The sequence below is a fragment of the Pedobacter sp. ASV12 genome, assembly GCF_016429155.1.
In the GTDB taxonomy this organism is placed as follows: Bacteria; Bacteroidota; Bacteroidia; order Sphingobacteriales; family Sphingobacteriaceae; genus Pedobacter.
In genome coordinates, this window is the sequence record NZ_JAELUC010000087.1 from 1 (window position 1) to 15,782 (window position 15,782).

Below are 15,782 nucleotides of genomic sequence, written 5' to 3' on the forward strand. Positions count from 1 at the left end.
CCCCCCCCCCCCCCCCCCCCCCCCCCCCCCCCCCCCCCCCCCCCCCCCCCCTTTTAGATGTGTATAAGAGACAGCCTTGGTATTTTTATAAAAGACCGGATAATAATAAAAGCGCAAGCCTTTTTGCAGGTTATTTATATTTTCAGGCTGCAGATAGGCCTGTTTTTCATAGTCTATCGTATACACATCGCCACGATAGCCGGTTTTGCTAAATCCTGCGACATTAAAACGGGTGGAAGTTTTTACCAGCAACTGGCTGGGCAAAATCTTAGACGATTGGCTGGGCACCGTACCATCAGTGGTATAACGGATCAACATATCGGCAAAAGGCTTTTGGACAGACAGGTAGGCACTATCAACAAAAACACTTTTTTCGGTAAAGCCGAGAATGTCGGGCATCCTGTAATTGATGTGCATCGCATCTAATAATTTAGTCTGGCTTTGCAAACGGCTATTAAAATTTGTCCAATCGGCATCGGCTGTTCCCCACCCTACTTCGGCCAAGGCGAGCATCCTTGGAAAAATCATATATTCCAATCTATTTTCTGTAGGAATGTACTCTGTCCAAATGTTTGCCTGTACGCCAATTACGCTTTCATGTTCCTTGGCATCGAGACCAAAGGCCAGGGGATTAAACCCGTATAAAGTCTTGATGGTTTCGTTATCTTGCTTGTAATCGAAATAACAATAGGCCGACGGGGTCATGATAATGTGGTTCCCCTTAGTGGCTGCAATTTTCGGTGCGTCTTTCACCCACGAACGCCAGTACATTACGGTTGCGGTTGAAGACACGCCTCCTTCGAGGATTTCGTCCCAGCCGATGAGCTTTTTGCCCTTGCTGTTAAAGAATTTCTCCATGCGGCGCACAAAATAGCTCTGCAACTCGTCGACACTCTTAAGCCCTTCCCTTTTCATCAACTCTTCGCATTCGGGCAAATGCTTCCAGCTCTCCTTCTCCACTTCGTCGGCACCCAAATGGATATAGCGACTTGGAAACAAGGCCGCAATTTCCGAGAATACATTTTCGGCAAACTCAAAGGTGGTTTCCTTGCAGGGACATAAAGGTTCGCTAAAGTTTTTGGCCATGCCGCTTTTGCCCTGCGTAGTTAGCCAAGGCATGAGTTGGGTAGCCGCCATCATGTGTCCGGGCATGTCTATTTCGGGGATAATTTCAATCCCTCTATCCGACGCATAGGCAATCAGCGCACGCATTTCTTCCTGCGTATAAAAACCGCCATACTTTCTTTCGCCATCGATGGTTTTGAAATGCTTTTCGGGCAGGGCAAAATCAGGGTTGGTTTTGGCCAGCTCCAAGCAAGCAGAATCCTGATTGTTGAGGGTACGCCAAGCTCCTTTTGCGGTAAGTTCGGGATATTTCTTGATTTCGATGCGCCAGCCTTGGTCGTCGGTCAGGTGCAGGTGAAGTTTATTGAACTTATAATAAGCCATCCGATCAATCATTTTGCGCAGGTAAGGCAAGTCGAAAAAATGGCGCGACACATCCAAGTGCATCCCCCGCCAGGCAAACCGAGGCTGGTCTTCTATCGCTAGGCAAGGCACTTTGATTATTTTTCCGTTGCTGGCAAAAACTTCGGTGCCGACAAGCTGTTTGAGGCTTGATATAGCCCAAAAGGCGCCCGGCAAACCTGCCACCCGTATTTCTATCTGTTTTTGGCTAACGGTTAATTGGTAGCCCTCTTCGGCTCTAATGGAAGCATCTTTACGCAGTACAATAGCATTTTCCTGTGTGCTTTTGGTTTTTATGGCACTTGCAATAGCCTTGAGTTCGTTCAGTGCAGGCACCAGATCGGCACTGCCTTTTGCAACTGTAATTTTTGTGGAGCCGCTCCACGCGAAACTCCCCGGAGCACTGGTTATTTTTAGGGGCTTAGGGATAATGGCATAGGATGCCGATTGTTGAGCTCCTGCCACTTTAGCACACCACAACAATAGGATAAAAAATTTTATCTTCATTTTTAGGTAGGATAAGATGTTTTGCGCTATAGCCTACAAGCTGAACTTCGATCCCTGCACCACACCCCTGCGTTCGATTTCCTTATCCATATAGGTTTGGATAGCCGATTTTTTGAGTCCCCAATTTGGTGCAATCAACAGTTCCCAATCAGAAATGCCGAAGAGCCGCTGTACCACTATATCCGGTCTTAATAAAGGTAGGAATTCGCACAACAAATCGGTGTATTCTTCCAAAGAAAAAAGCTTAAAAGGATTCCTTTTGTACTTAACGCCCATGATAGAGCCTTCTACGATATGCAGGTGGTGGAACTTGATGAACTTGATCTGCGGGAAACGGTTAACCTCGTGGATATAGCCTTCCATCATTTCGCGGGTTTCCCATGGGAAGCCAAAAATGGTATGCACGCAAAGGTTAAGCTTGCTGTTTTGCACCAGGTTTACGGCATCTACAAACTCCTGGTGGCTACAACCACGGTTAATCTGGGTTAAGGTTTCGTCGTAAATGGATTCCATGCCCATTTCAAGGTCAACATCATACCGGTCGGCGTAGCTCTCGAGCAGCTTGATTTTTTCGGCATCGATACAATCGGGCCTAGTACCTACGGCAAAACCCACCACGTCTGTGGTATTGACCGAGAGTGCTTCGTCGTACATCATTTTGAGGTAATGCACTGGCGCATAAGTATTGGTATTGGGCTGAAAATAGATGATAAATTTCTCTGCTCGATAAGAGTTACGCGCTCTTTCGATGCTTTGCTCTACCTGTTCTCGAATGGTGGGCAGCTTGCGCGAAAGTTCGGGCGTAAAAGAATCGACATTGCAATAGGTACAGCCTCCAAAGCCCTTGCTGCCATCGCGGTTGGGACAGGTAAAGCCACCATCAACAATGACTTTGAATACGCGCTGGCCATTATATTTTTCGCGCAGGTGTGTACCGTAATTGTTGTAGTTTTTAAAACCTAAGTCTAGTGCTGTGCCCATTTAGGGCAAAGATACGGAATTAGTTGCGGATGGCGCAATGCCAAGCATACGAGCGAAGGACACTTGCGGGGTTTAAAAAACCTCGCAAGTGTATTTGCCATTAATTAGCTCCAGCAGTCTTATTTCTATTGATATAAAAATAGACAGGAACCCCCAGCAAAACGATCAAAAGTCCAGGCCAGGTATATTGTTGCTTATAAATGAGGAGCAAAATGCAGAATGCGGCACCGATCAACAAATAAATGATCGGCGTAACCGGGTACAGCCAAGTTTTATAAGGCCGATCCAGCTTAGGCTGTTTAATTCTTAAATAGATCACGCCAAAAACGGTAATCATATAAAATAGCACGATAACAAAAGAAATCATATCCAACAGGTTACCATATTGTCCGCTTAAGCATAATACCGATGCCCAAGCCCCCTGCATCCAAAGTGATTTTTCCGGAACTCCATTCTTGTTGTTGTCGAGGGCCGATTTAAAGAACATCCCGTCTTTGGCCATGGTTTGGAATACCCGTGCACCCGCCAATACAATTCCATTGACACAACCAAAAGTAGAGATCATAACGAGTACGGCCATCACAATGGTCCCGATGCCATTACCGAAAATCTGCTCTGAGACTACCACGGCTACCCTGTCGTTAGGGGCAAAGGCAATACCATCTCTATTCAAGGTATTGAGGTATACGAAATTCACCAATAAATAGAGGATCATGACCACCGAAGTGCCCAAAACCATAGAGCGCACTACATTTTTCTTTGGGTTTTCGATTTCTCCCGAAACAAAAGTTACGTTTTCCCAAGCCACGCTAGAGAATACCGAACCAACCATTGCTGCGGCAATCCCTCCCATGATGGTCATTCCAGAAATAGATTCCCATCCAGACTTTAAGAAGTTTCCGCTTACATCCGTTTTAAGGTTATTGAAAGCGTTCCATCCAAAGCTCATGTTCTCTGTCCAGAAATTGCTTTTCACCAAAAGAAAGCCTAAAACAATCAAGCCGATCAAGGCCACGATTTTGGATCCTGTAAAAATATTCTGCAGCCATTTTCCGCTCTCAACGCCCTTGGTGTTGATATAGGTTAGCAGCAAAATAACTGCGATAGCCAAAATCTGTATCCAAGTGATTTTATAGCCTCCACTTTGAAAAATTGGGGCAGCGTCATTCAAAGCAGGCACGAGATAAGCCGTAAATTTACCAAAGGCTACGGCTACGGCGGCAATAGTGCCTGTTTGGATTACAGTAAACAAACCCCAGCCATAGAGAAACCCCATCATTCTACCGAAAATTTCTTTCAGATAAGTGTATTGTCCTCCTGCCTTGGGAAACATCGAAGAAAGCTCTCCATAGGAAATTGCGGCAGCGATTGTCATCACACCAGTGATCAACCAAACCACAATGAGCCAATAGCCAGCGCCCAAATTCCGCATGATATCGGCACTTACAATAAAAATACCGCTTCCGATCATTGAGCCCATTACGAGCATAGCCCCGTCAAAAAGCCCTAGTTTCTTCTTCAGAGGACCTTCTTCTTTTTGTTTTTCCATGTTCAGTTTTTAGTTTGTTTTGGTTTAAGTTTAGCTTATATTGGGCTAATATATATAAAAAACACCTAATCGGCCAACGATGTATTTAGTTGTCAAACCGCAATCGGAAAATGTTAACAATCATTTTCATAAAAATTTGGTTATTAGCTAAACACGATTATTTTTGTGACCCTTGTATTATTTTTATTTCACAACTAAACAACCAAATTATAAATTAAACTATGGATTTTTTACAAAACAATTTAATCTATGCTATCCCACTTTTGGGCATCATTGGCATCTTGGTGATGGCGGTTAAGAGCGCATGGGTAAGCAAGCAAAATGCCGGCGATGCCAATATGCAGGAACTTGCCGGACACATTGCCAACGGCGCCATGGCCTTTTTAAAGGCAGAATGGAAAATTCTGAGCTTTTTTGTGCTCATTGCAGGCTGTCTTTTGGCCTATTCAGGTTCTGTTCAAGAAATCAATGGCCGCCCGATGCACTCGAGCTGGGTTATTGCCATTGCGTTTGTAATCGGCGCCGTTTTCTCTGCCTTGGCGGGTTATATCGGCATGAAAGCCGCTACCAAAGCCAACGTTCGTACGACACAGGCTGCCAGAACCAGTTTAAAGCAGGCCTTAAAAGTAAGTTTCACAGGCGGTACTGTAATGGGCCTAGGCGTTGCCGGGCTCGCTATCTTGGGATTAGGTAGTTTATTTATTGTTTTCCTGGCCATGTTTAAGGTAATCGGTCCCGATGGAATCGACACCATCCACATGAAAACCGCTATTGAAGTATTAACCGGGTTCTCTTTGGGTGCCGAGTCAATTGCCCTGTTTGCAAGGGTTGGTGGCGGTATTTACACCAAAGCGGCCGATGTAGGTGCCGACTTGGTAGGCAAGGTTGAAGCTGGCATTCCTGAAGATGATGTACGTAACCCTGCTACCATTGCCGATAACGTAGGTGATAATGTGGGCGACGTTGCAGGCATGGGTGCCGACTTGTTCGGTTCTTACGTGGCCACCATCTTGGCTACCATGGTTTTGGGCCAAGAGATTACCGTTACCGATAAATTTGGTGGCATGTCGCCTATCCTTTTACCCATGGTAATTTGTGGACTAGGCATTATCTTTTCAATTATCGGCACCTGGTTTGTAACCATTAAAGACGAAAAATCAAACGTTCAGAGCGCCTTGAATTTGGGCAACTGGTCGTCTATCATTATAACCGCCATTGCTTCTTTCTTCATTGTAAACTGGATGCTTCCAGAAACCTTGGTTTTGCGTGGCTATCAGTTTTCGAGCATCAACGTATTTTATGCCATTACCGTAGGCTTGGTAGTGGGTGCCATTATGAGTTTTGTAACCGAATACTACACTGCCATGGGCAAAGGCCCGGTAAATTCGATTATTCAGCAATCTTCAACCGGTCACGCTACCAACATTATCGGCGGTTTATCGGTAGGGATGAAATCGACTGTTATTCCAATACTGGTATTGGCTGGGGGCATCGTGACTTCTTATTATTTTGCAGGCCTATACGGCGTAGCTATCGCCGCTGCCGGCATGATGGCTACTACGGCCATGCAATTGGCGATTGATGCTTTTGGGCCAATTGCAGATAATGCAGGTGGTATTGCCGAAATGAGCCAATTGCCACCTGAAGTTCGTGAGCGTACCGATAACCTAGATGCAGTAGGCAATACCACAGCCGCAACCGGAAAAGGCTTTGCCATTGCTTCGGCGGCCTTAACTTCATTGGCTTTATTTGCGGCGTTTGTAGGCATTGCTGGTATTTCGGCCATCGACATCTACAAGGCGCCTGTATTGGCTGGTTTATTTGTAGGCGGCATGATTCCTTTTATTTTCTCGGCCTTGTGTATCCAGGCAGTGGGCAAAGCGGCCATGGACATGGTACAGGAAGTTCGTCGCCAGTTCCGCGAAATTCCTGGCATTATGGAGTATAAGGCCAAACCGGAATACGAGAAGTGCGTGGCTATTTCTACCCAAGCTTCTATCCGCGAAATGCTTTTGCCGGGCGCCATTGCCCTAATTACACCGGTAATTGTAGGCTTTGTATTTGGTCCGGAGGTATTGGGTGGCTTATTGGCTGGTGTTACCGTTTCGGGTGTATTGATGGGTATTTTCCAATCAAACGCTGGTGGTGCCTGGGACAATGCCAAAAAATCTTTCGAAAAAGGCGTTGAAATCAACGGTGAAATGTACTACAAAAAATCGGAGCCGCACAAAGCTTCAGTAACCGGCGATACCGTTGGTGACCCATTTAAGGATACTTCAGGCCCATCGATGAATATTTTAATCAAGCTGATGTCTATCGTTTCTTTAGTCATTGCCCCCTATATTGTTGGCATTACGCCGCCTGGAATGACTGCTTCGATCCGCACGGCTACCAAGGAAGTGCAACTGGCAAAGAATGCTGTCGCCATCAAAAATAGCACTAACACAACAACACATCATTAATATTACCAAATAAAGGGGGTTTTGAAGAAAAATCCCCTTTAATTTTACATTATTTTTATTTAGGTTTGAACCTTTAATAAACTGAAAAACTTATTGAAACACTTTAACTAAACTTAAACTATGAATTTTAGAAAGTCTATCGACTTACTTACAAAAGAGGCGGAGGAAAGTGGAGAAGGCACGCTGAAGCGGACCCTGGGGCCAGTTAACCTGGTAGCCTTGGGTATCGGTGCCATTATCGGTGCAGGTCTCTTTTCCATCACCGGTTCTGCCGCTGCTAACAACGCAGGTCCGGCGATTACCATTTCATTTATTATTGCGGCTATCGGCTGTGCTTTTGCTGGTTTATGTTATGCAGAATTTGCATCGATGATTCCGGTTGCAGGTAGTGCCTATACCTATTCTTACGCCACCATGGGCGAGTTTATCGCTTGGATCATTGGCTGGGATTTGGTACTGGAATACGCCGTAGGTGCAGCCACTGTATCCATCAGCTGGAGCCGCTACCTGGTCAAGTTCCTGCAGTATTTCGACATACACCTGCCCGCGCAGATGGTCATGTCGCCGTTTGATACCGCTACCTTGGCCGATGGTTCAATCGTATCAGGCGTAATCAACCTGCCAGCAGTGTTCATTGTAGTATTGATGTCTTTAATCTTGATTAAAGGAACCAAAGAATCAGCCATCATCAACGGTTTAATTGTAGCCATTAAAGTAGTTATCGTTATGATTTTCATCTTCTTGGGATGGAAATACATCAACACCGAAAACTTTACGCCTTATATCCCTAACAACACCGGCAAATTTGGCGAGTATGGCATATCTGGTATCATTAGAGCTGCCGGTATCGTATTCTTCGCCTATATTGGTTTCGATGCGGTATCTACTGCAGCTCAGGAAGCCAAAAACCCTAAGAAAGACATGCCTATCGGCATCTTGGTATCGTTGTTCATCTGTACCATCCTTTACATCTTGTTTGCCCACGTTATGACCGGCGTAGCTAACTATGAGTTGTTTAAAGGCCAAGATGGTATTGCTCCGGTAGCTGTAGCGATCGACAACATGGGCGTTAAAAATGCGGCTGGCGTTGTTGCTCCTGCTTATCCTTGGTTAAACAAAGCGATCATCCTGGCTATCTTGGGCGGTTATGCTTCGGTAATCCTGGTGATGCTAATGGGCCAATCGAGGGTATTCTTCTCGATGAGTAAAGACGGCTTGTTGCCAAAAGTATTCTCAAGCGTACACCCTAAATTCAGTACTCCTGCAAAAAGCAACTTATTGTTTATGGTGTTTGTAAGCTTGTTCGCTGCATTCGTTCCTGCACGTGTGGTAGGCGAAATGACCAGTATCGGAACCTTGTTTGCCTTTATCTTGGTGTGTATCGGTATCATGATCCTAAGAAAACGCATGCCAGATTTGCCAAGAGCATTTAAAGTTCCTTTGGTTCCTTTGGTTCCTATTTTAGGTGTAGCGGTTTGTTTGGGCATGATGGTGTTCTTGCCATTGGATACCTGGGTACGTTTATTGGTATGGATGATTATCGGTATCAACGTATACTTGTTCTACGGCATTAAGCACAGTGCCCTTTCAGACAACCTGAAGGCAACGATGATGAAAAGCAGCAAAACTGTTTCTTATGTAGGTTTGGCATTGGCAGCGCTGCTTATTGTGGTAGCCATTTTGCACCACCACCTCTCGTTAGAAGCCATGAAAGTTGATGCCACTGCCAGTGCAGATGTTGGCCTTTACTACTTCTCGTTAGGCTTTGCCTTACTACACTTGATTATTTATGGCTACAGGTTAGCAACTGTTAACCAGGTAGAACCTAAATAGATTTAACAAAAATCATACAAAAAAGCCCCGGTAATTTATCGGGGCTTTTTTATTTTAGGCTTATCCCTAAGCGAACGAACTTGCTTGTTGTTGTAAAGTTTACCTTATATTTTCATTTAAAGCCTTAACTTTGTCACAAAATCATTACCGCTATGCCATTCGACTTCAGCCAAATCCTTTCTACCACCATGGTTCTTTTTGCCATTATCGATATTTTGGGCTCTATTCCCATCATTATCGAACTGCGCAAGAAAGCCGGCCACATCCAATCAGAAAAGGCAGCCATTGTAGCCACCGCCTTAATGATCACCTTTTTGTTTGCCGGCAAAACCTTGCTCAGCGTTATCGGGGTTGATGTCGAATCGTTTGCTATTGCAGGTTCGTTTGTCATCTTTGCCTTGGCTATGGAAATGGTTTTGGGCCTGACCTTGTTCAAAGAAGAATCGCCCGATACGGTTTCAATTGTGCCACTTGCCTTTCCGCTCATTGCTGGCGCCGGCACCATGACAACCCTCCTATCGCTGAAAACCGAATACGCTACACAAAACATCATTGTAGGCATTATCCTTAACATGCTCTTCGTTTATTTTGTGCTGAAAAACACCAACCGGTTAGAAAAACTGTTCGGCAAAACAGGCTTAAATATTTTAAGGAAGGCTTTTGGGATTATCCTTTTGGCCATTGCGATCAAACTGTTCAGAACGAATACAGGGCTTTAGTTGGGAGGGCTTGGTTAAAAGTGAAAAGTTGAAAGTTGAAAGTTCAAAGTTCAAAGTTGAGAGTTTTAAGCAAGGGGGTTATTGCGAGTCGTTAACACGGGAGAAATCCATTCCACACTGGAGGAATACCCGAAGAGCGGGTGATCGATTACGGCTTTCGGTTTAGTTCTTGAACAATCCCTTAATGCGCCTAAATGGTTTAAAACTCACACAAAGCAGGAAGCAAACAAAATTGTCGGTTGCCAATCAACGGTCAAACAATACAAAATTTCCTCAGCGATTAGCTGCCACGAAAATATAAGCTTAGCAGATGTAACCTTTTTTGATTAGCTTAGTCAAACAGTAAATCAGATCACCGAAATGAACAATTTTGAACAATTTACGGTTATCATCGGCGTTCTTGCCGTTATCTTCGAAGGCATCAGGCATTTGAAGGAGAAACTCTTTGGCCGAAAGCATAGCCACTAGCCTACTGTTTACTGTTTGATAAGCCTGGCCACAAACATGCTGTCGGCTTGGTGCGCATACCCTTTAATCAGTTCCATTTTTTCGAGTTTGAGGTCGAAGTTTTTGGTTAAGTAATCAACCATATCTTCATTCTCGGCCTTAAACACAGAGCAGGTCATGTAAAGCAGCGGTTTGCCTTTTTTGAGGTATTTAATTACGCTACCGGCGATGGCCTTTTGTAATTTATTGTAGTTGGCTACTTTGTGGTCTTCAAAAAAGCAGAGCATTTCTGGCGTACGGCCCCAAGTACCCGAACCCGAGCAGGGTGCATCGACCAAAATGCCATCAAACTCATAATGGTGTAATACCTGATCGTTATTCTGCAACAGATCGATCACTTTTTGATGGTATTTCTTGATTCCGGCCAACTGAAAGCGCTCCTGCAGGTTGCCCAAGCTAGTTGCCCGCACATCGCTGACCAGCAATTCGATTTGTGGCTCCAAACTATGCAACAATAACGACTTTCCGCCGGATGCGGCACAGCAGTCCCACCAATAATCACCAGCTCGGGGCTCAAAATAATTGCCTGTTAGCTGCGATGAAAAGTCCTGTACCTGATATAGGCGTTCATCACTGATCAGTTGTTCCAATTTGGTGCCGTTGGGCAAAGCCAGGGTGACAGGTCCAACTTCCCTAGGTGTTACCCCTTGGGCTTTCAGCTGGTTAATAACGGCCTGGATATGCGTTTCCTTCACTCGGATAAACAAATCGGGCTGTACAAAGAAAGAGGTATAAAAAGCAGTGGCATCAATGCCTGCCGACAGTTCGGGTTTGAATGTAAAAACATCGGTGAGCTTAAATGCCGGATATTTCTTTTGGATGAGGGCAATTTTATCGGCTAGCGCAAGTGCAAAGGCATCTTCAAGTTCGGGCAGTTGGCTGGCCACCACGAGGCTTGGCGTTTCGTTGCACAGAAAATCGGCAATAGCCAGCCTTTCCATGGTCTTTAATTTGCCCAAAGCCTTGCCCAACCTAAAATAACTGTACAGATAGCGTGTAGCCCACCTGCGGTCTGACGACCCCATCTGCTTGTTTTGCTTAAAATAGGCAAACAGGTAACGATGCAGGGGCAATACGCCATCGTAGCTGTCTAACAGCTGCTCAAAGGCCCTGATTTGATGTTCTACTTTCATGTTTGAGGATTAATCGACCACAATTAAGTTAAGGTTTTTGAATTGCAGCAACATCAAATCTTTATTCACATAGCCATATTGCGGATGATACTCGAATTCGAAATTGTTGTGCAGGCCCCTATATTTCTCCTTTGTCAGGTAATCGAGGTAGCTTTCGCCATGTTTAGCCAATAATTTTCCGAAATAAAAACCAATATCGAAACCTTTAAACGAGTACTCGCTGGGTTCAAAACTAAATTCGGCACGGTATTTTTTGACAAAGCTGATAACCGCTGCGCTTTTATAATCGATACGATAAGAGGAGCTGATGATGGTATTGAGGTTTTGCAGCTGTTCAATGTTGTAGTTCTGCTTTGCCCAATTGGGATGGCCAAAGAGATTAAGCTCGTAACCTCCGGTTTTTAGGTTTTTAAGCTTAGCCAACTTATCGATACTTGGCGCTACAAAAGCCAGTTCTGACGAACAAATAACCACGGCATATTTCTTGCCTTTGATCATCCGTGTTTCGAACGCGTAGGCCGATGTAAATTCCTGTACTACGTAATTTGGATATTGTTGCTTAAACCGCTCGCGCAAAGGTGTAGCAAATTGCTCGTCGGCCGTTTTTTTCGGGTTGATCAGTACCACGATGCTGTTGTTGGCCTGGTAATGCTCGGCAATATAATCGGCTATTTTAACGGCATGCTGATCGATATTATTCACTATCGAAATCAGCTTTGGGTTATTAAACTCGCTAGGCCTCGAAGCGGCCAGAGGCGATACCATGGCTATATCGTTGGCCATCGAATAGGTCGACAAATATTTCAGGCCTTCTGGAAAAACCGGGCCGATAATGAGGTTGCTGTTTTTGAGGCTGCCTTTTTTCAGCAAGGCTGCCAATTGGCTATTATCGTCGCGGGTATCAAAAACATCGAGCTTAAAATTGAGCCCCAGGGCCGTAGCCGAATCGATACCCAGCTTTACGCCCTGGTAAAAATCGATAGCCATATTGGCCCTGTCCAGCTGCGCTTTTGTTGCCGTTTTGAGGTTGATTTCGTTCAGCTTAAAAGGAATGAGCAAGGCAATATCGGCCTGGGTAAATTTCTTTACGGGCTTCTCCGCCTTGGCCACATTGGTTTCGGCACCAGGCTTTTTAACCGTATTGTTTACTTTGGGCGAACAAGCTGCTGCAAGCAAAATCAACAACGCACCAATCAGTTTGAAGTATTTGGTCATATTTGATGATGATGTAATGTTCCGTACCTAAAGCAGATACGGAAACTGAAAACTGCCAACTGAGAACGGTTAACCTAGCTTACTCCCATTCAATGGTTGCCGGTGGTTTAGAGCTGATATCGTAAACAACACGGTTTATTCCTTTTACCTTATTGATGATTTCGTTAGAGATTTTAGCCAGTACCGGATAAGGCAAGTGGCACCAGTCGGCCGTCATTCCATCAACCGACTCAACTGCGCGAAGGCAGATTACGTTTTCGTAGGTACGCTCGTCGCCCATTACTCCTACCGACTGTACCGGCAAGAAAATAGCGCCGGCTTGCCATACATTATCGTACAGTCCGGCTTCTTTCAGGTTGTTGATGTAAATGGCATCCGCCTCTTGTAAAATAGCTACTTTTTCTGCTGTTACATCGCCCAAAATCCTAATGGCCAAACCTGGACCAGGGAAAGGGTGACGACCCAAGATAAAGCCTTCTATGCCTAGGGTTTTACCTACTCTTCTTACTTCGTCCTTAAACAAGGTATTAAGCGGTTCAACCACTTTCAGTTTCATAAAATCGGGCAAACCGCCTACGTTATGATGCGATTTGATGGTTGCCGAAGGTCCTTTTACCGACACCGACTCGATAACGTCGGGATAAATGGTACCCTGCGCTAGCCAGGTTACATCTTTTACCTCGTGTGCGGCATCGTCAAAAACCTCGATAAATACACGGCCTATAATTTTACGTTTTTGTTCAGGATCTTTAACGCCTGCCAATTGGCTTAAGAAGCGCTCTTTGGCATCGATGCCTTTGATGTTGAGGCCCATGTGCTGGTATTGCTCCAAAACGCTTTCAAACTCGCCTTTGCGCAACAAGCCGTTGTCAACAAAAATACAGTGCAGGTTGGTACCGATGGCTTTGTGCAACAGAATGGCAGCCACGCTAGAATCAACGCCTCCCGATAGGCCCAAAACCACCTTGTCATTACCCAATTGCTTTTTCAGCGCCTCGATAGTGGTTTCTACAAAAGCATCTGCGGTCCAATCTTGGGCACAGCCACAAATATCGACCAAGAAATTTTCGAGCAGGATTTTGCCATCTGTGCTATGCGTTACTTCCGGGTGGAACTGGATGGCGTAGGTTTGGGTGTCTTTTACCTGATAGCCTGCAACTTTTACTTCGGCCGTACTGGCAATGATTTCGAAATTATCAGGTACTTTGGTAATGGTATCGCCATGGCTCATCCACACCTGCGAATCGATATTGATGCCTTTAAACAATTTGTTCTGTTGATTTACAAAATTCAAGTTGGCCCGGCCATACTCTCTGGTAGACGATGCCTGCACATCGCCGCCGCTTTGTTGCGCAATGAACTGTGCACCATAACAAACCGCCAGCAAAGGATAGTTTTTAAACAAGTTAAGGTCTACATAAGGCGCATCATTCTGGCGAACCGAGTAAGGGCTGCCCGAAAGGATAATGCCTTTTACGGTAGAGTCTATTTCTGGAATGTGGTTGAAAGGGTGGATTTCACAGTAAACATTAAGTTCGCGAACACGACGTGCAATGAGCTGGGTAAACTGCGAACCAAAATCGAGTATGATGATTTTTTCTAGCATGGGCAAAGATAGGCTTTTTAGTTGATTTTCACAGCGAAAAATCGAACGTTAATTTAAGGTGCATGACATGGAATTAGCTTTACCGGGATTTAAGATTTGGGAACCATGAGGCCCGAAAAACTCAACGTTATAAGCCGGCAATCAAGCCGATTTGGAATCTTGCGGCAAAACTTCCGTCTTTACGCCAAACCGGTTCAAAAAATCAACGCCCTCATCACTGGCCAAACCTTTGTAGGCCGCATACGAATCTTTAAAATACACCCTTTTGATACCCGACGAAAGAATAAGACGGGCACAGGCAATACACGGCGACAAAGTGGTATAAAGGGTAGCTCCTTCTAGTTTAGAGCCATTTTTGATGGCATAGAGAATGGCATTTTCTTCGGCATGCAACGCCAACGAGCAGGAACCTTTGCTATCGCGGGCGCAACCTGTTCCTGGCCATTCCTCATCGCAGTTATGGGTGCCCGAAGGCGGGCCGTTATAACCGATAGAGATAATCCGGGTATCTTTGGTCAATACCGCCCCAACATGGGCCCGCACACAATGTGAGCGGGCAGCCAGGTCTGAGGCTAAATTCATGAAAATCTGATGGAAAGACGGTTTATCCATATGTAAATACAATCGCTTAAAATTATTTTCTTTGACCTACCCGGTGTCCGTAAACAGCAAAATAAAGGATATAGAAATAGCAAGGCATCATGCTTACGAAAAACGCAAGCTGAAAGTGCATGCCGGCCACATCCTTTAAATAACCATATAACAATGGCCAAATTGCCCCTCCGGCAATGCCCATAATCATAATGGCCGATCCGGTTTTGGTAAACTTGCCCAAGCCTTTGATGCCCAGCGGAAATATAGCCGGCCACATCAATGAGTTGGCCAAGCCTAGCAGGGCTACAAATATAACGGAGGTATAGCCACTTGACAAATAAGCCGCTGCAGTAAACAGCAATCCCAAAAATGCACAGATCTTCAAGGCCGCTTGCTGGGTAAGGTATTTGGGAATGGCAATGATCCCGATGACATAGCCCACCAACATGCCACTGAGCGTAAGTGTGGTGAGGTACTTGCTTACATCGGCACTGATACCCAATTGCTTGCCGTAGGTGCCGATAATATCGCCTGCCATTACTTCGGCCGCTACATAGACAAAGATACAGAAGGCACCCAAAAACAGGTGCGGAAACTGAAAAATGCTTGTCTTAGCCACATGCGTGCTTTCATCTTCTACCACTTCTTCTTTATCTACATCGATTTCTGGCAGGTTAGAGAACCTGATAAACAAGGCAAATAAAGAGAATACAATAGCCAAAACGATATAAGGTGTATAAACCCTGTTCAATACTTCACCAAGCAACGTCTCCTTTTCTGCCAGCGTAGTGGCGACATTGCTAATCTTGGCTTCGATAGCCGATGCGTTTTTCAAAAAGATGGACCCCATGATGATCGGCACAATGATCCCCGCAAATTTATTGCAAAGCCCCATGATGCTGATCCGCTTAGCTGCACTTTCTATCGGCCCGATGATGCTGATGTAAGGATTTGAAGCAGTTTGCAGCAAGGATAAGGCCGCACCCTGAATAAAAATACCCGTTAAAAACAGGCCAAAGCTTCGGCTACTGGCAGCCGGAATAAAAATCAGGGAGCCGATGCCCCTGTCTCTTATACACATCTGAAAGGGGGGGGGGGGGGGGGGGGGGGGGGGGGGGGGGGGGGGGGGGGGGGGGGGGGGGGGGGGGGGGGGGGGGGGGGGGGGGGGGGGGGGGGGGGGGGGGGGGGGGGGGGGGGGGGGGGGGGGGG

The 15,782-nt window shown here is 45.6% G+C and carries 11 protein-coding genes; 3 read left to right on the plus strand and 8 right to left on the minus strand.

The genetic code is table 11. The features are described from left to right. The 3 genes from JHD69_RS16475 to JHD69_RS16485 form a co-directional block, all read right to left on the minus strand. A partial coding sequence (locus JHD69_RS16475; protein WP_199141442.1) for a family 20 glycosylhydrolase occupies nucleotides 1–1,974 on the minus strand: 1,974 nt, incomplete at its 3' end. Nucleotides 1,975–2,007: 33 nt separating this feature from the next. Next, nucleotides 2,008–2,955, minus strand: a complete 948-nt coding sequence (locus JHD69_RS16480) for a TIGR01212 family radical SAM protein (protein ID WP_199141443.1) — start codon at nucleotides 2,953–2,955, stop codon at nucleotides 2,008–2,010. Between the two features lie 100 nt (nucleotides 2,956–3,055). Continuing rightward, on the minus strand, nucleotides 3,056–4,504 hold the full coding sequence (locus tag JHD69_RS16485; RefSeq protein ID WP_199141444.1) for an APC family permease: 1,449 nt from the start codon (nucleotides 4,502–4,504) through the stop codon (nucleotides 3,056–3,058). 221 nt (nucleotides 4,505–4,725) lie between these two features. On the opposite strand from JHD69_RS16485, the gene JHD69_RS16490 reads away from it, so the two are divergent. The 3 genes from JHD69_RS16490 to JHD69_RS16500 all read left to right on the plus strand — a co-directional run bounded on the left by JHD69_RS16490 (nucleotide 4,726) and on the right by JHD69_RS16500 (nucleotide 9,518). Further along, complete coding sequence (locus JHD69_RS16490) at nucleotides 4,726–6,966, plus strand: sodium-translocating pyrophosphatase (protein WP_199141445.1); 2,241 nt, start codon at nucleotides 4,726–4,728, stop codon at nucleotides 6,964–6,966. A 120-nt stretch (nucleotides 6,967–7,086) separates the two neighbouring features. Beyond that, nucleotides 7,087–8,799 carry an amino acid permease gene (locus JHD69_RS16495; protein ID WP_199141446.1) on the plus strand — a complete coding sequence of 571 codons (1,713 nt, stop codon included), beginning with the start codon at nucleotides 7,087–7,089 and terminating at the stop codon, nucleotides 8,797–8,799. A 152-nt stretch (nucleotides 8,800–8,951) separates the two neighbouring features. Beyond that, the gene (locus JHD69_RS16500) at nucleotides 8,952–9,518 is read left to right on the plus strand and encodes a MarC family protein (RefSeq protein WP_199141447.1); all 567 of its coding nucleotides are present in this window, start codon (nucleotides 8,952–8,954) and stop codon (nucleotides 9,516–9,518) included. 476 nt (nucleotides 9,519–9,994) lie between these two features. Here JHD69_RS16500 and JHD69_RS16505 read toward each other — a convergent pair whose 3' ends face one another. The 5 genes from JHD69_RS16505 to gluP all read right to left on the minus strand — a co-directional run. After that, on the minus strand, nucleotides 9,995–11,158 hold the full coding sequence (locus JHD69_RS16505) for an RsmB/NOP family class I SAM-dependent RNA methyltransferase (protein WP_199141448.1): 1,164 nt from the start codon (nucleotides 11,156–11,158) through the stop codon (nucleotides 9,995–9,997). 9 nt (nucleotides 11,159–11,167) lie between these two features. Further along, complete coding sequence (locus JHD69_RS16510; RefSeq protein ID WP_199141449.1) at nucleotides 11,168–12,373, minus strand: ABC transporter substrate-binding protein; 1,206 nt, start codon at nucleotides 12,371–12,373, stop codon at nucleotides 11,168–11,170. Between the two features lie 79 nt (nucleotides 12,374–12,452). Then, on the minus strand, nucleotides 12,453–13,979 hold the full coding sequence (gene guaA / locus JHD69_RS16515) for a glutamine-hydrolyzing GMP synthase (RefSeq protein WP_199141450.1): 1,527 nt from the start codon (nucleotides 13,977–13,979) through the stop codon (nucleotides 12,453–12,455). A gap of 141 nt (nucleotides 13,980–14,120) precedes the next feature. After that, nucleotides 14,121–14,591 (minus strand): deoxycytidylate deaminase, encoded by a 471-nt coding sequence (locus JHD69_RS16520; RefSeq protein WP_199141451.1) that lies wholly within the window; start codon nucleotides 14,589–14,591, stop codon nucleotides 14,121–14,123. A 22-nt stretch (nucleotides 14,592–14,613) separates the two neighbouring features. Continuing rightward, a partial coding sequence (gene gluP / locus JHD69_RS16525; protein WP_199141452.1) for a glucose/galactose MFS transporter occupies nucleotides 14,614–15,782 on the minus strand: 1,169 nt, incomplete at its 5' end.